The 20,601-nt window shown below is 65.3% G+C and carries 20 protein-coding genes; 14 read left to right on the top strand and 6 right to left on the bottom strand.

Going from position 1 to position 20,601, the window contains the following annotated elements; all coding sequences use genetic code 11:
- Positions 1-8: 8 nt before the first annotated feature.
- The 8 genes from KHO41_RS27270 (at position 9) to KHO41_RS27235 (ending at position 8,081) form a co-directional block, all read left to right on the top strand.
- Entirely contained in the window at positions 9-368 is a 360-nt protein-coding gene (locus tag KHO41_RS27270) for an STAS domain-containing protein (protein ID WP_211956367.1), read from the top strand.
- 1 nt (position 369) lies between these two features.
- Positions 370-780, top strand: a complete 411-nt coding sequence (locus tag KHO41_RS27265) for an anti-sigma regulatory factor (protein WP_211956366.1) — start codon at positions 370-372, stop codon at positions 778-780.
- A gap of 28 nt (positions 781-808) precedes the next feature.
- Positions 809-1,801, top strand: a complete 993-nt coding sequence (locus KHO41_RS27260) for an ATP-binding SpoIIE family protein phosphatase (protein WP_211956365.1) — start codon at positions 809-811, stop codon at positions 1,799-1,801.
- A gap of 1 nt (position 1,802) precedes the next feature.
- Entirely contained in the window at positions 1,803-2,702 is a 900-nt protein-coding gene (locus tag KHO41_RS27255) for an ATP-binding protein (protein ID WP_211956364.1), read from the top strand.
- A gap of 52 nt (positions 2,703-2,754) precedes the next feature.
- Complete coding sequence (locus KHO41_RS27250; RefSeq protein WP_244874051.1) at positions 2,755-4,674, top strand: hybrid sensor histidine kinase/response regulator; 1,920 nt, start codon at positions 2,755-2,757, stop codon at positions 4,672-4,674.
- Between the two features lie 188 nt (positions 4,675-4,862).
- Entirely contained in the window at positions 4,863-5,963 is a 1,101-nt protein-coding gene (gene pdhA / locus KHO41_RS27245) for a pyruvate dehydrogenase (acetyl-transferring) E1 component subunit alpha (protein WP_211956362.1), read from the top strand.
- 12 nt (positions 5,964-5,975) lie between these two features.
- Entirely contained in the window at positions 5,976-6,953 is a 978-nt protein-coding gene (locus tag KHO41_RS27240; RefSeq protein ID WP_211956361.1) for an alpha-ketoacid dehydrogenase subunit beta, read from the top strand.
- Between the two features lie 18 nt (positions 6,954-6,971).
- Positions 6,972-8,081, top strand: coding sequence for a dihydrolipoamide acetyltransferase family protein (locus KHO41_RS27235; RefSeq protein WP_211956360.1), 1,110 nt, complete (start codon positions 6,972-6,974; stop codon positions 8,079-8,081).
- Positions 8,082-8,093: 12 nt separating this feature from the next.
- Here KHO41_RS27235 and KHO41_RS27230 read toward each other — a convergent pair whose 3' ends face one another.
- Positions 8,094-8,300 (bottom strand): DUF6494 family protein, encoded by a 207-nt coding sequence (locus KHO41_RS27230; RefSeq protein WP_211956359.1) that lies wholly within the window; start codon positions 8,298-8,300, stop codon positions 8,094-8,096.
- A 118-nt stretch (positions 8,301-8,418) separates the two neighbouring features.
- Between KHO41_RS27230 and KHO41_RS27225 the strand changes: the two genes are divergently transcribed.
- Both KHO41_RS27225 and KHO41_RS27220 read left to right on the top strand, forming a co-directional pair.
- Entirely contained in the window at positions 8,419-10,032 is a 1,614-nt protein-coding gene (locus KHO41_RS27225) for a phospholipase D family protein (RefSeq protein ID WP_211956358.1), read from the top strand.
- Between the two features lie 72 nt (positions 10,033-10,104).
- Positions 10,105-10,308 (top strand): CopG family transcriptional regulator, encoded by a 204-nt coding sequence (locus KHO41_RS27220; protein ID WP_211956357.1) that lies wholly within the window; start codon positions 10,105-10,107, stop codon positions 10,306-10,308.
- Between the two features lie 9 nt (positions 10,309-10,317).
- Here the strand turns inward: KHO41_RS27220 and KHO41_RS27215 are convergent, their stop codons facing one another.
- Positions 10,318-11,976, bottom strand: a complete 1,659-nt coding sequence (locus tag KHO41_RS27215; RefSeq protein ID WP_211956356.1) for a SulP family inorganic anion transporter — start codon at positions 11,974-11,976, stop codon at positions 10,318-10,320.
- A 214-nt stretch (positions 11,977-12,190) separates the two neighbouring features.
- Here KHO41_RS27215 and KHO41_RS27210 point away from each other — a divergent pair, with 214 nt between their 5' ends.
- Positions 12,191-12,628, top strand: coding sequence for a universal stress protein (locus KHO41_RS27210; RefSeq protein ID WP_211956426.1), 438 nt, complete (start codon positions 12,191-12,193; stop codon positions 12,626-12,628).
- 35 nt (positions 12,629-12,663) lie between these two features.
- Positions 12,664-13,317, top strand: a complete 654-nt coding sequence (locus KHO41_RS27205) for a peroxiredoxin (protein ID WP_211956355.1) — start codon at positions 12,664-12,666, stop codon at positions 13,315-13,317.
- Positions 13,318-13,578: 261 nt separating this feature from the next.
- Here KHO41_RS27205 and KHO41_RS27200 read toward each other — a convergent pair whose 3' ends face one another.
- From KHO41_RS27200 to KHO41_RS27190, 3 genes are all read right to left on the bottom strand, one after another.
- Positions 13,579-14,535, bottom strand: coding sequence for a chemotaxis protein (locus KHO41_RS27200; RefSeq protein ID WP_211956354.1), 957 nt, complete (start codon positions 14,533-14,535; stop codon positions 13,579-13,581).
- A 218-nt stretch (positions 14,536-14,753) separates the two neighbouring features.
- Positions 14,754-15,014, bottom strand: a complete 261-nt coding sequence (locus KHO41_RS27195) for a MoaD/ThiS family protein (protein ID WP_211956353.1) — start codon at positions 15,012-15,014, stop codon at positions 14,754-14,756.
- Positions 15,015-15,031: 17 nt separating this feature from the next.
- Positions 15,032-16,216, bottom strand: a complete 1,185-nt coding sequence (locus tag KHO41_RS27190) for a beta propeller repeat protein (protein WP_244874050.1) — start codon at positions 16,214-16,216, stop codon at positions 15,032-15,034.
- 580 nt (positions 16,217-16,796) lie between these two features.
- Between KHO41_RS27190 and KHO41_RS27185 the strand changes: the two genes are divergently transcribed.
- Positions 16,797-17,420, top strand: a complete 624-nt coding sequence (locus tag KHO41_RS27185) for an N-acetyltransferase (protein WP_211956352.1) — start codon at positions 16,797-16,799, stop codon at positions 17,418-17,420.
- An 18-nt stretch (positions 17,421-17,438) separates the two neighbouring features.
- On the opposite strand, the gene KHO41_RS27180 is transcribed toward KHO41_RS27185, so the two are convergent.
- Positions 17,439-17,642, bottom strand: a complete 204-nt coding sequence (locus KHO41_RS27180; protein ID WP_211956351.1) for a hypothetical protein — start codon at positions 17,640-17,642, stop codon at positions 17,439-17,441.
- A 441-nt stretch (positions 17,643-18,083) separates the two neighbouring features.
- Between KHO41_RS27180 and KHO41_RS27175 the strand changes: the two genes are divergently transcribed.
- Positions 18,084-19,466: an NCS2 family permease gene (locus tag KHO41_RS27175; RefSeq protein WP_244874049.1), complete on the top strand. Its 1,383-nt coding sequence runs from the start codon at positions 18,084-18,086 to the stop codon at positions 19,464-19,466.
- Positions 19,467-20,601 lie beyond the last annotated feature (1,135 nt).

Below are 20,601 nucleotides of genomic sequence, written 5' to 3'. Positions count from 1 at the left end.
AAACCGCCATGGAACGGATTCCAATCTTGCGGATGGGCAAGCACCTGCTCGTGACCATCCAGATCGATATGCAGGACCAGACCGCTCTGCAGTTGCAGGAAGATCTGGCCGGGCAAATAGAAAAGAGCGGCGCACACGGCGTGCTGATCGATGTTTCGGCACTGGAAGTGGTGGATTCCTTTATCGGCCGCATGCTCGTCAGCATTTCGGATATCGGCAGGTTGCTCGGCGCCACCACCGTCGTGGTGGGTATCCGGCCTGCCGTGGCCATTACGCTGGTGGAGTTGGGATTATCGCTCGGAGGTGTGCGCACGGCGCTGAATGTGGAGCGTGGCATGGCCATACTCGACGGCGGGCGGAGGAACTGACGTGGCCGACGAACTGCCTGGCACCGGATGTGCGCCGCTCCGCGACGAGCGGGACATCGTGCAAGCGCGCGCCTTGGTCCGCACATTGTCAGGCCAGCTCAAATTCTCGCTGGTGGAGCAGACTAAGATGATCACGGCGGCAAGCGAGCTTGCACGCAACACCATGGTGTACGGACTCGGTGGCGAGATGCGTTGGGAAATCCTGGACGAGGGCGTGCGCCGCGGGCTGCGCCTGCATTTCGAGGATCACGGCCCGGGCATACCGGATGTCGAGCAGGCGCTGGTCGATGGCTGGACCACCGGCACCGGTCTTGGCATGGGGCTGTCGGGCAGCAGGCGCCTGGTGAACGAACTGGTCATCCGTACCAAAGTTGGCGAGGGAACCTGTGTCAGCATCACTCGGTGGAAGTAGACGCCACGGACCACACCTCATCGTACCGATGGGCGATTCAACCCGTGTCGGCGAAGTCCGGCGGCAGGCGTCGGAAATGTCGAGACGGCTTGGATTCGATGCAGTCCAGGCGGGGCGGCTCGCGCTTGCCGTCAACGAGCTTGGCAACAACCTGCTGCGCCATGCCCAGCGTGGCCGCCTGTTGCTGGCGGCAAGCGAAGTCGCGGACAGCGTGGCGATCGAATTGTTGTCGATGGACGATGGCCCGGGCATGGCCGACCTGCAGGCCTGCTTGCAGGACGGATACTCAACGGCCGGCAGCGCGGGCCAGGGACTCGGTGCGGTCCGCCGCCTGGCCGACGATTTCGATATCTACACGCGCCCCGGCTCCGGTAGCCTGATCCTGGCACGCTTCTACCGCGAGCGTGACATCAATGGCGGAGCGCGTCGCCCGGCCCACGGCTTTGCGATTGGGGCCGTGTGCGTGCCGGCCCCCGGCGAGCACGTCAGCGGCGATGGATGGGATGTGGCCTTGCACGACCGGCGCGCCGACGTCATGATGGCTGACGGTCTCGGACACGGCCCGGACGCGGCACACGCGGCGGTGGCCGCCCTGCAGGCCTTCGACCAGCAACGAGGAGGCAATCCGCGCCATCACGTAGAACAGGCGCATGCCGCATTGCGGGGGACGCGAGGTGCGGCGGTGGGCGTCGCGCGCATCGACGCCGGCACCAATCGCATCTGCTTTGCAGGCGCGGGCAATATTATCGGACGCGTCATCTCTGGCTTGGCAGACCGCACGCTGATCAGCCAGAGTGGGACGGCAGGGCTGCAAGTGCGCACCGTGCAGGAGCAGGACCTGGAATGGCCGGACCATGCCCTGGTGATTCTGCATTCCGACGGCATCCAGTCGCGCTGGAATCTCGACGACGCCAGCGTGCTGCAACGCGACCCCGCGTTGATTGCCGCCTTTGTGCTCTGGAGGTTCTGCCGCGGACGGGACGATGCCACGGTGGTGGTCATCCGCCGCGCGGAGGTCTGAAATGAACGCACCCGCTTCCACCCCGCAAGACATTGCCAGCCTGCAGGCAGCACTGGACGCGCGTACGCGGGAAGTGGAGACCTTGCGCACCGAGATCGACGAGACCAACCGCGGTGTCGTGGCGCTCTACGCCGAACTCGACATCCAGGCGGAACAGCTTCGGCAGGCCACCGAACTCAAGAGCCGCTTTCTGGCCTATATGAGCCACGAGTTCCGCACGCCGATCGTGGCGATTCAAAGCATCACGCGTTTGCTGATCGACCGTGTCGATGGCCCGCTTACCCCGGAACAGGAGAAGCAGGTCAGGTTCGTGCGCGATACGGCCGCCGAGTTTGCCGGCATGGTCAATGACCTGCTGGACCTGGCGCGCCTGGAAGCGGGCCGCGTCGATGTATCGCCCGCGTGGTTCGACATGGTGGCGCTGTTCGATGCGCTGCGTGGCATGTTCAAGCCGGTGCTGACCAATCCCGAGGTATCGCTGATCTTCGAGGAGCCACATGACGTGAGCAAGTTGTTCAGCGACGACCGCAAGGTGTCGCAAATCCTGCGCAACTTCATCTCGAACGCGCTGAAATTTACCCCCAGTGGTGAAGTGCGGGTTTCGGCGAAGCGCGAGCCGGGCGACATGATCACGTTCTCCGTGCGCGATACCGGCATCGGGATACCGGCGGAGGCGCATGGCGCGGTGTTCGGTGACTTCGTGCAGGTCGATTCGCCGCTGCAGCGCCGCTATCGCGGCTCGGGACTCGGACTGGCGCTCAGCAAGCGACTGGCGGAACTGCTCGGCGGCTCGATAGGCTTCGAAAGTCAGCTCGGGGTCGGTTCGCGCTTCTACGTGACCTTGCCCGCGACGTTCCCGAGCCAGAGCCAGGCGCCCGCTGGAGACGATCATGCCGGATAGCGTCGACGTCGTCCCGGGCGGACACGCAGCGGGCGGCGCCGTCCAGCCGCTGGTGCTGGTGGTGGACGACAATCCCGTCACGCGGTATGCGACGGTGCGCGTGCTGGCAACCGCCGGGTTCCGGACCGTAGAAGCCGAAATCGGGCAGCGGGCTCTGGAGCTCGCGGATGTCAGCGTGTCGGCCGTCGTGCTCGATGTCAACCTGCCCGATATCGATGGCTTCCAGGTCTGCAGGATCCTGCGCGGACGGCCGGAAACCGCCACCATACCCGTGGTGCATCTGTCGGCCACCTATATGGCCGATTGCGACAAGGTGCGCGGCCTTGATGCAGGTGCCAGCGCCTACCTGACGCACCCGGCCGAGCCAGCCATACTGGTGGCCACGATCTCGTCACTGATACGCGCAAGTGCCGCCGAACAGTCCTTGCGCGAAAGCGAGGCGCGCTTTCGCGCGATCTATCACCAGGCCATCGGAGGCATCTGCACGCTGGACTTGTCCGGGCGCTTTGTCGACGTGAACCCTGCCATGGTGACGCTGCTGCAGCGGTCAGGACCGGAACTCGCGGGGCAGCCTGTCGCTGAATTTGCACCGCAGGACTGGCGAGAGCGAGTGGCCGAGTCCACCGGGCGCCTGCAGGAGCACGGATGGCAAGGCACTTTTCCGCTTTGCAACGCTAAAGGCGAGATCATGCACCTCGAGTGGAGTATCTCTGCCGTGCTCCAGTCGGGTGTCAAGGTCGCCGTCGTGTCAAACATTACTGACCGGGTCAACCTTGAACGCCAGCGCGAGCAGCTGATAGAGCGCGAGCAAGCGGCACGTGCAGCGATGGAGCGTCTGAACCGCATGAAGGATGACTTCATCGCGATCCTGTCGCACGAATTGCGCAGTCCGCTAAACGTGATTTCCATCTGGACCCATGTCCTGAACCACCACATCCACTCCGACGAAGGGCGGCGCGGACTGGCCGCTGTCGAACGCAATATCGCGATTCAACGCCGCTTGATCGCGGATCTGGTCGACGTGTCGATGCTCAACGTTGGCAAACTGAAACTTGAGCTCGAGCGGGTCAATCCGGCCGAACTCGTGCGCGTTGCAGTCGAGAGCATGCAGCGCCAGGCTCAGGAGCGCAACGTGACACTGGTCACGGAGATGCCGCCTGTGTTGGCAGATGCTGCGTGGCTGGACCCTGCCCGTTTCGAACAGATCCTGTGGAACCTGGTATCGAACGCGATCAAGTTCTCGCCCGAAGGGGGCATCGTACGGATCGAGGTGGCATCAAATGGCGGTGCCTTGCGCGTTCGCGTCATCGATCACGGACGAGGGATTCCCGCAGAGTTTCTGCCGCTGCTGTTTGATCGGTTTACCCAGAGCGAAGATGCCAACCGTCGACAGCATGGCGGGTTGGGACTGGGCTTGGCCATCGTCAGGCAACTGGTGGAAATGCACAGCGGTACGGTGCAGGCATCCAGCGCCGGTGTGGGGCTGGGCTCGACCTTCGAGGTCACGATTCCATTGACCGCCCCCGCGCGAAGCGACGAGGACGCCCCGCTCGCCGTAGCGCCTTCAGCACCGGATGCCATGCCACTAAGCGGCCTGGACGTACTGTTGGTAGAGGATGACATGGATGCGCTCGCCGCGCTCACGGCGATCTTGACTGGCTACGGCGCACATGTGCGCCCGGCCGGTGACGGCGAGGAGGCATTCGATCAGGTGACCACCAGCATGCCGGATCTGATCATCAGTGACATCGGTCTTCCCGGATGCGATGGCAACGACCTGATTCGCAGGATTCGAGTGCGCGAGGCCGTTGCCTCTCTGGACCATGTTCCCGCCGTGGCGCTGACGGCATTCACGCGACAGCAGGATCGACGCGCCGCAATGGAATCCGGATTCGATGCGGTGTGCGGAAAGCCTCTGCGACTGCAGGAATTGTTGAACGCGATCGAGAAGGCGTTCGCGCTGGCGGGATAACACGCCCGTGGATCCACGCCCCACGGCGGAAGCGGGGCCCCAGGCTCCTTTTGCGCCCCGTGCAACATAAACGCCGCTTTCCAATCCCCGCGCGCGCGTCCATGCCCTAAACTCAAAGCAACCCGACCCGATCCTGCCGTCCCACAAGGACGTGCGGAATCCCTGACACGCACATCGGAGGCGGCCACATGGGCACGGTTGCGAGCTTTGACATCGGCTACACACGATACCTCGACCCGCCGGGCACAACCCCGGTTTCCTCTTCCCCTCTCCCGCCATTCGCCACCGACCCGGACGCGCTGCTGCCGCTGTACCGCGCGATGGTGCTGACCCGCCAGTTCGACCTCAAGGCCATTGCGATGCAGCGCACAGGCAAGATCGGCACGTTCGCATCGGCGCTCGGGCAGGAGGCAGTCGGCGTTGGCGTAGCCAGCGCGATGCGGCCCGAGGACATACTGGTGCCGTCGTACCGCGATCATGCCGCGCAGTTTGTGCGCGGCGTCACCATGACCGAGAGCCTGCTGTACTGGGGCGGCGACGAGCGCGGCAGCGGATTTGCGGCGGCGCCGCACGACTTCGGCAACAACGTGCCGATCGGCACGCAGGTCTGCCATGCGGCAGGCGTGGCTTACGCGGTGCAGTTGCGCGGCGAGCCGCGCGTGGCCGTCTGCATGCTTGGCGATGGCGGCACCTCGAAAGGCGATTTCTATGAGGGCATGAACATGGCCGGCGCGTGGCACGCGCCGCTCGTGATCGTCGTCAACAACAACCAGTGGGCCATTTCGATGCCGCGCAGCCGCCAGACCGCTGCGCACACGCTCGCGCAAAAAGCGATCGCCGCAGGCATTCCCGGCGAACAGATCGACGGCAATGATGTCGTGGCAGTGCGTCACCGCGTAGGCGAAGCGATCGAGCGCGCGCGGGCCGGAGAAGGACCGTCGCTGATCGAGGCCATTACGTACCGGCTCGGCGACCACACCACTGCCGACGATGCCTCGCGCTACCGCGACGAGTCCACGGTCAAGGCGCACTGGCAGGCCGAACCGCTGCTCAGGCTGCGCGAGCACCTGGTGAAGCTCGGCGCGTGGGATGCGGGACGCGAAGAAGCGCTCGTGCGCGAATGCTCGCAGCAGGTCGCACAAGCCGTGGAAGCGTACCTGGCGCTGCCGCCACCCGACCCCACCGCGATGTTCGACTGCCTGTACGCGACCATGCCCGCAGCGCTGCAGGAACAGCTCGCGACGGCGCGGCGCTACGCCGCGCCGCATGGCCAGACCAACCCGAACTGAGGCGAGCGCACCATGGCTGAAATCACTCTGGTCGAGGCCGTCAACCAGGCGCTCGGCTACGCGCTGGAGCACGACCCCGACGTCATGCTGCTCGGCGAGGACATCGGCGTGAACGGCGGTGTGTTCCGCGCCACGGTCGGTCTGCAGGCGCGTTTCGGCCCGCAGCGCGTGCTCGATACCCCGCTGGCCGAAGCCGGCATTGTCGGCGCCGCGATCGGCATGGCGGCAATGGGACTCAAGCCCGTGGCCGAGATCCAGTTCACGGGCTTTATCTATCCGGCGATCGACAACATCATCAACCACGCCGGCCGCATGCGGCACCGCACGCGCAACCGGCTCGGCTGTCCGCTGGTGGTGCGCTCGCCGTTCGGCGCTGGCATCCACGCGCCTGAGCACCATTCGGAAAGCCCCGAAGCGATGTTTGCGCATATGCCGGGCATCCGCGTGGTCATCCCGTCATCGCCGGCACGCGCCTATGGCCTGCTGCTGGCCGCGATCAACGATCCCGACCCGGTAATCTTCCTGGAGCCGACGCGGCTGTACCGGCTGTTCCGGCAGGAGGTCGCCGATGATGGCGCGGCACTGCCGCTCGACGCCTGCTTCACGTTGCGCGATGGCAGCGATGTCACGCTGGTGAGCTGGGGCGCGATGGTGCAGGAAACGCTGGCCGCCGCGGACCAGCTTGCCGAGGAAGGCATTTCCGCTGCCGTGATCGACGTGGCCACGCTCAAGCCGCTCGACATGCAGACCATCCTTGAATCGGTGGCGCGCACGAGCCGCTGCGTGATCGTGCATGAGGCGCCGCGCACGGCGGGCTTCGGCGCGGAGATCGCGGCAGGGCTCGCTGACGCGGGCCTGTATTCGCTCGCGGCGCCGGTGCAGCGCGTGACGGGCTTCGACACCGTGGTGCCGCTCGCGCGGCTGGAACACACTTATCTGCCGAGCGTGGCGCGCATTGTCGATGCCGTGCGCAAGGCGCTGTCGGCATAGTCTTACGGGGACGCAACGATGAGAGTCTTCAAGCTGCCCGACCTGGGCGAAGGCCTGCAGGAAGCCGAGATCGTGACGTGGCATGTGAAGGTCGGCGACACCGTGGCCGCGGATCAGCCGTTGCTGTCGGTCGAAACGGCCAAGGCCATTGTGGAGATCCCCTCGCCGTATGCCGGCACGATTGGCAAGCTGTTTGCGCAGGCGGGCGACCTCGTCCACCTTGGCGCGCCGCTCGCGAGTTTCGAAGGGGCGGGCAACGATGCCGACGCTGGCACGGTAGTGGGCGCGGTCAAGGTCGGTTCGCACGTGGTGGCGGAGTCCGCCACGCCGCTCACCGGGGGTGCGGCCGGCGCGGGCATCAAGGCCACGCCGGCGGTGCGCGCGCTGGCAAGGCGGCTCGGCGTGGACCTGGCGATGGCAAATCCGTCCGGACCCGACGGTGTCGTCACCGCTGCCGACGTGGAACGTGTGGCATCCACACTGGCGGAAACCGGCCCGGGTGAAGTGCTGCGCGGCGTGCGCCGGGCCATGGCGCAGAACATGGCGCGCGCGCAAAGCGAAGTCGCGGCCGCGACCGTGATGGACGATGCCGATATCCATGCCTGGCAAGGCGCGCATGACGTGACCATCCGGCTGGTGCGCGCGCTCGTGGCCGGCTGCCGCGCGGAGCCGGGGCTCAATGGCTGGTACGAGGGCCAGACCGGCAAGCGGCACGTGATGCAGAAGATCGACGTCGGCATTGCCGCCGACCTGCCCGAGGGCCTGTTCGTTCCCGTGCTGCGCAACGTGGGCAACCGCGACGCCGCGGACCTGCGGCACGGACTGGACCGCATGCGCGCCGATATCCGCGCGCGCACGATTGCGCCCGAGGAAATGCGCGGCAACACCATCACGCTGTCCAACTTCGGCATGATCGCGGGCCGCTATGCCGCGCCGATCGTAGTGCCGCCAACCGTGGCGATTCTCGGCGCCGGGCACATCCGCGACGAAGTCGTGGCGGCCAACGGCGTGCCGGCCGTGCACCGCGTGATTCCGCTGAGCCTGACCTTCGACCACCGCGTGGTCACGGGCGGCGAGGCGGCACGCTTCCTGGCCGCGGTGATCGCCGACCTGGCGCTGCCCGAATAGAGGCAGGCAAGGTCAGGCCAGCCGGATCTCGCCGTCGAACGTCGCGCTGAGCTTCAGCTTGCCCAGTTCCAGCGTCATCTTTACCGGCAGGATCTCGTTGCCGGCCAGATCGCCGCTGGCCAGCGCGGCCGCCACGGCCTGTTCGATCTCGCGCTGGGAGCTGACGCCGACGGTCTTGAGGAACTTGCGGATACTCATATTGAAGGCTTCCTGATCCATGGCTGTCTCCTGCCGGGTTTCGTCGGGTATGCCTTGATAGTAGTGCAGGCCGGCGCGGGACTGGCGCGCGCGCGCAAAACGCGCTACACAGGAGGCTGGCCGCCGCCCAGGAGATGCCATGTCCGCCGACCAGGACTGCCCCCGACTGACGCACCGTTGGCTGCACCGCCTCACGGTGCTGCTGGCCGCCGCGCTGCTGGCCGGCTGCGCCAGCCTGCCGCCACAGGACGGGCGCGTGAGTTCCTACGCGGTCGCGGCGACGGACACGGCCAGCACGCTGCTGGGCCGCACCATGGCACCGATGCTGTCGGCGCATCCGGGCCAGTCGGGGTTCTATCCGCTGGCCAGCGGACCGGATGCGTTCGTGGCACGCATCGCGCTGGCCAGGGCCGCGCAACGCACGCTGGACGTGCAGTATTACATCTACGACGGCGACCTGACCGGCAAGACGCTGCTCGCCGACATCGTCGCCGCGGCAGACCGCGGCGTACGTGTGCGGCTGCTGCTCGACGACCTGCATGTGGCCGGACAGGATCGTATCCTGTCGGCGCTCGACGACCACCCGAACATCGAGGTCCGGCTGTTCAACCCGTTCGCCTCGCGCAGCCTGCGCATGGCTGCGATGGCGCTCGACTACAGCCGGCTGAACCGCCGCATGCACAACAAGTCGATGACCGCCGACAACCAGCTCACGATCGTCGGCGGGCGCAATATCGGCGATGCGTACTTCTCCGCCGACAAGGGCTCCGATTTCACCGACCTGGACCTGTTGCTGGCGGGTCCGGTGGTGCCCGAGGTCTCGGCCGTGTTCGATGACTACTGGAACGGCGCCGCCGCCTACCCCGTCAGTGCGCTGGTCAAGCCGCCCGAGGACGCCGCGGCGCAGCTGCAGGCCTTGCGCGACTATCTCGACAAGCACGTCGCCGAAGCGCGTGGCGGCGACTATACGCAGACCCTGCTGTCCTCCGGGCTCGCGCAGGCCTTGGAAGGCGGCAAGCTGCCCGCATACTGGGGCCAGGCCACGGTCATCGCCGACAAGGCCGCCAAGGTCACGCTGCCGCCTGAAGACGATTCCAGCCATGCGATTCCCAAGCTCGTGAAGCTGCTGGGCAGTGCGCAACAGGAACTCGCGCTGGTATCGCCCTATTTCGTGCCGGACCGCAAGTCGGTGGACTGGTTCGGGCAAATGACGAAGCGCGGCGTGACCGTGCGCATCCTGACCAACTCCTTCGCCGCCACGGATGTCAGCGCCGTGCACGCGGGTTATTCGCCGTGGCGCAAGGACCTGCTTGAAGCGGGCGTGGAACTGTACGAACTCAAGCCTTCTGCCTACGCGGAGATGGCACGCGAAGGCAAGCAGGGCCACCGCAGCATGGTCAGCAAGAGCCGCGCGAGCCTGCATGCCAAGAGCTATATGGTGGACCGGCACCTGTTGTTCGTCGGGTCGCTCAACCTGGATCCGCGCTCGGCCCGGCTCAATACGGAAATGGGCGTGGTCGTCGACAGCGCGCCGCTGTGCGTGGCACTCGGCAAGGACCTGGACCAGGCGCTGCTGGATGTCGCCTACAAGGTCATGCTCGCGCCGGATGCCGACGGTAATGGCACGCACCTGGTGTGGGTCACGCGCGAGAACGGCCTGCTGCGCACTTATGACAGCGAACCCGACATGGGCGCGCTGCAGCATCTCGGACAGGGCCTGCTGCGGATATTGCCAATCGAGGAGGAACTGTAAGCGCCCGCGAGCCGCTTGGGCCGCTGTATATAATGCGTTTCCGATTGCCGCCGCGCATCGCGGCTGACCTCCATGGAATCCAAGACCGCCCGCCTCACCATCCTGATCGATCCGGTCAAGAAAAAGGCTTTCGAGACCCTGTGCGCATCGCAGGACCTGACGCCGTCGCAGGTGGTGCGGCAACTGATCCGCGAATACCTCGCGCAACACGGCGTGGACTACGCCACCAAGGCAAAGCCCGCCGCCAAGAAGAAGGCGCCGGCCGACAAGGCCTGAGCCGCGCCGTCAATCCTCGCGCGCAAGCTGCGCGCAGCGCTCGGCCGCCGCGGCCAGCGTGTCCTGGTAATTGGCTTCACCGAGTGCCGCCAGCACCCCGGCGCGCATGAGCTTCTGGCGCACGCGCGCGTTCGCTTCGCACAGCACCACGGCCACGCCGCGCTCGCGGAGCTTGCCGATGACCTCTTCCAACGTCTGCAGGCCGGTCATGTCCATGAACGGCACGCGGCGCAACCGGATCAGCAGCACGCGCGGATCCGTATGCGTCTGGATCAGCGCGCGCTCGAAATTTTCCACCGCGCCGAAAAAGAACGGCCCGTCGATGCCGTACACCAGCACGCCTGGCGGCAAACCGGGGGGCGTGCCGCCGTCGCGCGACAGCTCGTGCTCCAGATCGGGCGCATCCTGGCGTGACACTTCCACCGACACCGACATGCGCCGCAGGAACTGCAGCATGGCCAGGATCACGCCGATATTGACGGCCACCACCAGGTCCGTCAGCACGGTCAGGCTGAACGTGATCAGCAGGATCGCCACGTCGGCACGCGGCGCGCGGCGCACCATGCGCGCGAAATGGCGCAGCTCGCTCATGTTGTAGGCCACCACGAACAGGATCGCGGCCAGCGCGGCCAGTGGCACATTGGCCGCCAGCGGCGCCAGGAACAGCACTACCAGCACCAGCGTGACCGCATGCGTGATGCCGGCCAGCGGGCTGTTGCCGCCATTGCGGATGTTCGTGGCGGTGCGCGCAATGGCGCCGGTCGCCGCAAAGCCGCCGAACAGCGGCGCGACGACGTTGGCCAGTCCCTGGCCCATCAGTTCCTGGTTCGAATCATGGCGCGTGCCGGCCATGCCGTCGGCGACCACGGCCGACAGCAGCGACTCGATCGCGCCGAGCATAGCGATGGTGAAGGCCGGGCCGGCCAGCTCGATGATCCGCGCGAGCGTGACCTCGGGCAGCGACAGCCCTGGCAAGCCGCGCGGCAGACCACCGAAAGCGCTGCCGATCGTCGCCACACCGTCGAAGCGGAACACCGCCTGGATGGCGGTGGCCGCCACCAGCGCCAGCAGCGGACCGGGGACGCGGCGCAGCAAGTGGACCCGCGGCGCGCCGATGACCAGCAGCAGGCTCAGCACGGCGATCGCTGTCGTGGCCACGTGCAGTTGCGGGAAAACCTGCAGCAGGTGCCAGAGCTTCTCGTGGAAATGTTCGCCGGCGACCGCCGGCAGGCCGAAGAAGTCGCGCCACTGGCCGACGAAGATGATCACGCCGATGCCGGCCGTGAAACCCACGATGACCGGCGCCGGAATAAAGCGGATCACGCTGCCGAGCCGCGCCAGCCCCATGGCCAGCAGGATCAGCCCCGCCATCAGCGTGGCGATCTGCAGGCCGTCGATACCGTGCTTCGCGGTGATGCCGGACAGGATCACGATAAACGCCCCGGTGGGCCCCGCGATCTGCACGCGGCTGCCGCCGCATGCCGACACCAGCAGCCCCGCCACGATCGCCGTGTACAGCCCCTGCTCGGGCTTCGCGCCGGACGCAATAGCAAAGGCCATGGCCAGTGGGAGCGCCACCACGCCCACGATGGCACCCGCGACGATATTGGGAAACCAGTTCCCGCGGTGGAATAGCCTGGCCTGCCAGGCCTCGCGCAGTGCAATCATTGTGCGACCTCGTTGTCATCGGCTGATCGAAAGGCACATTGGATGATAACAGCATGTTAATGTCTGGCCTGCCACGCGGCATGCGTTTGGGCCGGCTTCCGATCCTGTTGCCATGACCGGCCAGTTCCTATACTGGAGTGGCCCGCGCGGACCGGGGCATGCGCCAGGCGCCAGCGCGCCGGCTTCCCGTGGACTCTGGCAAGCGGAGGACATGATGTTCAGGCACTTCCTGGTTCCCACGGACGGCTCGCCCCGAGCCGACGCAATGATTGCGCGGGCCATGACCTTTGCCGCGCGCATCGGTGCCCGGGTCACCGGCCTCCATGTGATTCCGCAGTACCACCTGATGACATACCGGCTCAGCAGCCTGCAGGGGTCGCGGGAAACGTTTGCCGCCGAAGCCGCGCGCCACGCCGACGAATTCCTGCTTGCCCTCACCCGGGCGGCAACCCAGGCAGGCGTACCTTGCGAGACCGTCACCGCCACGGACGACCACCCGTGGCAGGCGATCGTCCTGACGGCGCAGCAGCGAGATTGCGACCTGATCGTGATGTCGTCGCACGGACGGCGGGGCCTGCAGGCCATGCTGATCGGCAGCGAGACGCATCGGGTCCTGACGCACAGCACGATTCCCGTGCTGGTATTTCACTAGCCCTGTTGCTTAACCCCCAACCAAGGAGTTCGATCATGGCGATTCGAATTGGCGAAGAAGCCCCTGACTTCACCGCCGAGACCACGCAAGGCACGATCCATTTCCATGAATGGATCGGCGACGGCTGGGCCATCCTGTTTTCGCATCCGAAGGACTTCACGCCCGTCTGCACGACCGAACTCGGCTATATGGCCGGCCTCAAGCCCGAATTCGACAAACGTAACACCAAGATCATCGGCCTGAGCATCGACCCGGTCGGCGACCACTCGCGCTGGGCCAAGGACATCGAGGAAACGCAAGGCCATGCGGTCAACTATCCGATGATCGGCGATGCCGACCTGAAGGTAGCCAAGCTCTATGACATGATCCACCCCGAAGCCAGCGGCGGCCCGCGCACCGCGGTGGATAACGCGACCATCCGCTCGGTGTTCTGGATCGGGCCGGACAAGAAGATCAAGGCGATGCTCGCGTATCCGATGAGTGCCGGCCGGAATTTCGACGAAGTCCTGCGCCTGCTGGATTCGCTGCAACTCAACGCGAAGCACACCGTGGCAACGCCGGTCAACTGGAAACCGGGCGATGACGTGATCATCCCGACCTCGGTTTCGGATGAAGACGCGCGCAAGAAATACCCGAATGGCTTCAAGACACTGAAGCCCTACCTTCGAGTGGTGGCGCAGCCAAAGTAAGGAGAATGGCGGGCGGCGGCGCCCGTCCGGCCCGGAGATTCCGGGCCTCGTCTCATCCATTGGCATGAGGCGGACAGGCCACCGGGAAAACTATCCACAGGAACAGTGGATATCCGGCCTATTGACAACCGCACAAGGCGCGCCGGTATTGGAAAAGACTGGCGTGCCTAATTTCTAGGCAGCAGGACGGCGTGGGGAAATGGTTGCGCCGGGGGCAGTTCTGTGCCTCATGCGATACAACGACGCCACGCCGCGTGCCTTTCAGTGCACCAGCACGCTGCGCAACGTCTCGGCAAGCTCCTTGGCGACGAACTTGGCGACATAGGCATTCGCGCCCACCTTGCGCACATGCTCCTCGCTGGCCTCACCGGAAAGCGACGAATGAATCACGACCGGCAGCGATTTGAGGCGACTGTCCGCCTTGATCTTGCGCGTCAGCGTGAAGCCATCCATCTCCGGCATTTCCAGGTCGGTCAGCACCAGCGCCACTTCGTCATGGATGGAACGGCCGTTGCTGGCGGCTTCCGCGGCCATGCGGTCGAGCAGGTCCCAGGCTTCCTTGCCGGACTTGGTCATCAGCACCGGTGCGCCCAGCGCCTTCAGGCTCTGCTCGATCAGTCCGCGCGCGAGCGCGGAATCGTCGGCGGCAATGACCTTGGTGCCCGGCGGCAGGGTGAGTTGCGGCCCGACGGCTTCCGGAACCACGTCCGGCTGGCGCGACGGCAGCACGTCGCGCAGGATCTGCTCGACGTCCAGTACCTGTACCAGGCGCGCGTTGTCGGTGCCAGCGTCGAGCTTGGCGATGCTGGTCACGTGGCCCGTGCGCACGCTGGCCTCGGCCGAATGGACCTGGTTCCATTCCAGGCGCACGATTTCCTCGACAGCCTCGACCGCAAACCCTTGCGTCGAGCGCGCGTACTCGGTCACCAGCAGGATGCCGAGGCCGTTCGCGGGCTTGCAGCCAACCAGGCGCGGCAGGTCGATCACCGGAATCACCTGGCCGCGGATGTCGGCCATGCCCAGGATCGACGGATCCGCGCCGACGACGGTGGTGACCGGCGGCATCACCAGGATTTCGCGGACCTTGAAGACGTTGATGCCGAACAGTTCGGACTGGCCTGAATGCTCGGCGTCGCCCAGCCGGAACAACAGCAGTTCGAACTGGTTGTTGTTGGTCAGGTTGGTGCGTTCGTCGATGTCCCTCATCGAACTGCTCATGTGATGCTCCCCTTGCGTGCCGAATGGCTGATTGGTTTGCCGCTGCGGTAGGTGCGGTCTGCGGCCTGGCGGCAGGCGGACAGCAGACGTTCGATGTCTGGATATCGGCAACGCGGATAGGGGATTTAAGCAGGGCTTAAGTAGGGATTGATCTGATTTACGTTATAACTTTGCGCCAGATCATGGCGGTGGGAGCCAACGATACGTGATGCAGCGAGTCAGCCACCGGCGAGTGCCTGCAGGATGTGGACCTCGTCATCGTCGTGCAGCGGCGCGTCGAGCCGCATCCACTGCACACGGTTGACGAAGACGCGGATGTACGGCCGCAGCTTGTCCTGCTCGTCGACGATGCGGAAGCGCATGCCGGGAAACTGCCGGTCGAGGTCCTCGAGCAACTGGCCGATGCTGCTGCCATGGGCTTCCACGACCGATTGCTGATCGGTATAGGAAAGCAGCGGCGAGGCAATATGGACCCGCATGTTGACTCCCTTGCGCGTCAGACCGGCCGTGCGGACTGGACCGCGTAGATATGCGGCAAGTGGCTCGCAATGCACTGCCAGTGTTCACCTTCATCGGCACTGGCCCAGATCTCTCCACCGGTCGTGCCGAAATACACCCCAACGGGCGACTGCGCGTCGGCGGTCATGGCCTGGCGCTTGACGGTGAGCCAGGCCTGATCGGCTGGCAGGCCACGATCCTGCCGCTGCCACGTCTCGCCCGCGTCGCGCGTGACATAGACCGCGGGCTTGCCACCGGGGCTCACGCGGGGCCAGACGTCGCTGCCATCCATCGGGAAGACCCATACCGTGCGCGGATCGCGCCGGTGCGCGACAATCGGGAAGCCGATATCCCCGACCTCGCGCGGCATGGCGTCGCCGATGCGCTTCCATACCGCTTCGCGCCGGTCCATGCGGTAGATGCCGCAGTGATTCTGCTGGTACAGGATGTCGGGCGCGGCCGGGTGCTGTACTACGCAGTGCGGGTCATGGCCGTATTCGACATCGGGGTCCGGCAGGAAATTCGCCGCGCAACCGCGGTTCAGCGGCTTCCAGTCGGCACCTGCATCGGTGCTTTCGAACACGCCGCCGCTCGACATGCCGATGTACAGGTGCCTCGGATCGCGCGGATCGACAAGGATGGAATGCATCTTCGGGCCGTCGGGCGTGCCGTCCTGTTCGCCGCCGGTCCAGGCGCGCCGCATCGGGTGATCATTGAAGCCGGCCACCGGCTCCCAGCTGGCACCGTGATCGGTACTGCGGAACAAGCCTTGCGGAGAGGTGCCGGCATACCACGTGCCTGGTTCGGACGCATGTCCGGGCGTGAGCCAGAAGACATGGTCGACCACGCGGCCAGTTTCACCTTCGGGCGCCTTGTTGAACGCCGGCGGCCGCGTGGCCTCGGTCCAGTTGCGGCCGCCATCCGCGGAACGGAAGACGGTCGGCCCGAGATGGCCGGTGCGCGCCGCCATCAGCATGCGCTGCGGTTCGCGCGGATCCTGCACGATGTGGTGGATGGTGTGCCCGAGGAACACCGGCCCACGCAACTCCCAGGCGCGGCGCGCGGGGTCGCTGGTCAGGAACCACGCACCCTTGATCGTAGCGACCAACAGCATGGCCGGACCGGATTCCGGCGATGACGTCTGGTGGGGGTCGGTTTGCGGTGCCGTGCTAGCAGTCATCATGGCTCCTGCGGAACTGCCCCGTCCTGGGGCACGTGCTACCGAGTCTAGTTCATGTAGACAGTGTTCACAATTGCAATATTGTGACGGCAGGCGACAGTCCTGCGTCGTGAAGTCCGCCGAGAATCAGGATTTTTGGCCGCCGTTGAATGCAGATCTCCGTCTGATAATTGGACATTCAGTGTCCGATGTGGCATAAGAGTCGTTGGCCGGCGGCACCTTGCCCAGCCGGCTCAATGCCCCCACTACCTTGCCGATGCCCCTGCCGTTCCACGCCACCGCCTCGCTTCGCCATGCCACGCATGGCGCGGCCGCGTGCGCGTCGAAGACGGCCACGCGCATCGGCCTGCCGGCACTCCCGGCCTGCCTGGCCGTGCTTTTCCTGGCCGTGCGGGCAGCTCGGCGGACCCTCGTCCCGATCTGAGCTTTCCCGCACGGCACTTTGCATGCGGCTGCCACGTTGGCAACCGCAAACCATCGTGCATTCAGGAGAAAGCCATGCCATCCATCTATCGCCGCACCCTTTGCGCCATGGTGGCGCTTGTCATTCTGTACGTCGCCCTCAATAGCTGAGGAGCACGCCATGACCCTGACGTTTACACTGCGCGGCCCGGCGCAGGTTCTGGCACGCGCATTGGAATTGCGCGTCGATGTCAGTCCAGAAACTGCCGAAGTGGAACACGAACTCGGCGCCCTGCATGACCGCATGCGCCGCCCCGGCGACCGGCTGCATGGCATGCCGGACATGCCGAGCGGGCTGCCCGGCCTGCGCCTGCGCTTTCGCGAGGCCGATGGCGAGATTTTCGTGTACGTGGAAGATGTGGCCAGCCGCCAGCTGGCTGGCTATACGGTTTTCAACCGGCTGATCGAAGTCGGCCGGCGCGCCGACCCGTGGGTGCGATCGCCCCACACGAAGTTTGCGCCGGCTTACCAGCGCCTGGGCCTGGCGTCAGGCCTCTACCGCTTGGCGCTCGATGGCGGGCTATGCCTGCTTAGCGGCGCGCGACAGTCGGCGGGCGCCCATGCGCTATGGCAGTCGCTGGGCCGGCGGTACGCGCTTGGCTATGTCGACCTGCGCTATAAGACGCTCACCTACCTGGGCGAGCAAGTCAGCGCGGTGGTGAAGGACGATCTGCATACCCGCATGTTGCTGCTCGGGCATGGCTGGACGCTGGGACGCTTCAGGGAAGCGACGGGGATGTACTGAGTCTGCGGTGGGCCGCGTTCACAGCCAGCTGATCGGCGCGGCCTCGCGCGCGTTCTGCACATGCAGCGCCCAGCCGCGCGCGAAATACTCGCGCACGCGGGCGATCAGCGAATCGCCGCTACCCATGCGCGCGTACGGCGCAACATTGCGGGAAAGGTCTGCGGGGGCTGCCGGACGGCGGGTCGGCGACTGGCGATAGAGAGTGTCAGCAAGGACTTGCATAAGAGATTCCTGATAGAAAATAAGCGCACCGGACCGCACTTGTCGTTCGATCCGAGGGTTATCCCTAGTATAGCGAAGTCGCCCTCAAGACATACGGGTCAATACCTATAGGCCCCATTCGATCTGGCTGATAATGGCAACGCCTTACCGAATGGCCCCGGCGCCACCGGTCCCGGGCAAGACGGCAATTCATCACATTCACTATTCCCCTGCGGACATACCGCGCATTTTGTCGGGGTTATGACGACGCGCCGCGCGTCACCTAGCCTTCAGCCTTGCCCAGATCGCGCTCATCCAGAAGGCGAATGACAGCCGGCACACCGATAAAACCGGCCGCGGCGCGAGCATGCCACGGCCGATACCTAGAACCAAGTGAGACAAAGCCTGTTCGCGGCCCCTTCCCGCTAGCCGTGGCAGCGCCCTGCAAGGAGACAGATCATCATGATCGAACAGCCCTTTCCGTCAGTGACGGAAGTCGATTCCGCGCGCCCCGAAGTCAAGAACAAGCTCGACGCCTACTTCCAGATCACCGCCCGCGGCAGCACGCAGCGGCAGGAACTGGTAGCAGGCGTGACCACCTTCATGGCCATGGTCTACGCGGTCTTCGTCGTGCCGGGCATGCTCGGCAAGGCCGGCTTCGACACCAGCGCGGTGTTCGTGGCGGTGTGCCTGACCACGGCCTTCGGCTCGCTGCTGATGGGTGTATGGGCCAAACTGCCGATCGCAATCGGCTGTGCCATTTCGCTGACCGCGTTCATGGCCTTTGGCCTGGTGCTCGGGCAGGGGCTGTCGCCGGCCGTGGCACTCGGCGCCGTGTTCTTGATGGGCGTGGTTTTCACCGCGATCTCCGTGACCGGCGTACGTTCCTGGATCCTGCGCAACCTGCCAGCCGGCGTGGCCCACGGCGCGGGGATCGGCATCGGCCTGTTCCTGCTGCTGATCGCGTCCAATGATGTGGGCCTCGTGGTCAAGAACAGCGGCGCGGGCCTGCCTGTGGCACTGGGCAAGATCACCGCGTTCCCGGTCGTGATGTCGGTGCTGGGGCTGGCCGCCATCTTCGGCCTCGAGCGCCGGCGCGTGCCAGGCGGCATCCTGCTGGTGATCGTCGCCATCTCGGTGCTGGGCCTGATCTTCGACCCTGCTGTGAAGTTCACTGGCGTATTCGCGCTGCCGTCGCTGAGCGCACCGGGCCACCAGTCGCTGATCGGCGCCATGGACATCCGCGGCGCACTGTCCGCCGCCGTGCTGCCCAGCGTGCTGGCACTGGTGATGACTGCCGTGTTCGACGCCACCGGCACGATCCGCGCTGTCGCAGGCCAGGCCGGCCAGCTTGACGCCAATGGCCACATCCGCAACGGCGGACGCGCGCTCACGGCGGACTCGGTCAGCTCGATCTTCTCCGCCATCTTCGGCGGCGCACCGGCCGCGGCCTACATCGAATCGACCGTCGGCGTTGCCGCCGGCGCCAAGACCGGCCTGACCGCCGTGGTAGTCGGCCTGCTGTTCCTGGCCGTGATGTTCTTCTCGCCGCTGGCCGGCCTGGTGCCGTCGTACGCAACCGCACCGGCGCTGATGTACGTGGGGCTGCTGATGCTGTCGAGCGTCTCGCGCCTGCACATGGACGACCTGGTCGATGCACTCGCCGGTCTGGTCTGCGCGGTATTTATCGTGCTGACCTGCAATATCGTCACCGGCATCATGCTCGGCTTCTGCACGCTGGTCGTCGGCCGCATCGTTGCGGGCGAATGGCGCAAGCTCAATGTCGGCACCGTAGCGATTGCCGTCGCACTGGCTGCGTTCTATGCCGGAGGCTGGGCGATCTGAAATCGATACGCCAATCGGACAACCGCTGCCTCTGGCGCGGTTGTCCGCAGTGAATTCAACGATGTCTCCTCTGCCGCCACAACGGTGGATTTATGCCCTGGGATTCCTGCTTTCCCAGGGCTCTTTTTTTTAGGCAGTTGGGCGCTTTTTGAGGTTGGGATTAGGGTATCGTTCTTGGCATGCGCCGCTGTTTCGCCGGCGTAGCCGGCGGGGTTTTGTGGTTGGGATTGAGGTGTCGCTCTTGGCTCGCGCCGCTGTTTCGCCGGCGTAGCCGGCGACCTACTCTTTTGTCCGAGCGACAAAAGAGTAGGCAGAAAAGCGCGTCGTTGCCGCTGGCCATCAATTCCACGGCGGCAGGGGTTCAAACGGCTTTGGACGCCTGCGATGGTGGTCGGCCGTTCCAACCTGCTACGCCATGTGAGTCAGAACCTGTGCCTGGCGCGGCACGGCTTTTGGACGATCCCCAAGACGGACTCGGGTACAGCGTTCCAACACGGTCAGTGGTGGGACGCCTTCGGCTGCGCTGCGCGCACGTCGTCGTCTGGACGCAAGCTCATCAGCGTCGCTGGCGACCGACTCCCCCGTTCCAGTTCCAGTTCCTGATTTCCTGTCTCTACGCGCATGCAATGCGCCCAAGGCTTCGTCACCGAGGCGGGGTTCGGGTCAGACCTTCGCGGCCTTACTCCGAGCCGCGCGTAGCGCAGCCGAAGGCGTCCCCGCGATGTCCTCATTAGAAGGGACCACTCCGTAATCCGGGTTCGCTCGTACGCGCTGTCCCATCCTAATCATCTACGCGGCAGGCAGTCCAGCGGTCCTCTGATGCCTCAATGGCATTGAGCCTTGGATTAACCACGTAAACGCGCTTTTGCCTACTTTTACCGCTCGGGTAAAAGTAGGTCGCCGGCTACGCCGGCGAAACAGCAGCGCCTGCCAAGACCGATATTCGGCAAACAACCCTTTTCAATAGTTTTTGGACCTTTTGCCAAGACACTCACCACAGCATTGCAATTGCCCCCCATATCCCCATGCGGTTATACACAATTGTCCCCATCATCGACGGCTCGTAATCCTCGCAGAGTCTTCGCGGCGACATGAACTTCTTTCAGGCCAAGCCAAATCGTCTTCACGCCGGGCT

It is taken from the genome of Cupriavidus numazuensis (assembly GCF_905397435.1).
In the GTDB taxonomy this organism is placed as follows: Bacteria; Pseudomonadota; Gammaproteobacteria; order Burkholderiales; family Burkholderiaceae; genus Cupriavidus; species Cupriavidus numazuensis.
The sequence above is the reverse complement of the archived record's forward strand: the minus strand, read 5'-3'. Positions and strand labels throughout refer to the sequence as shown.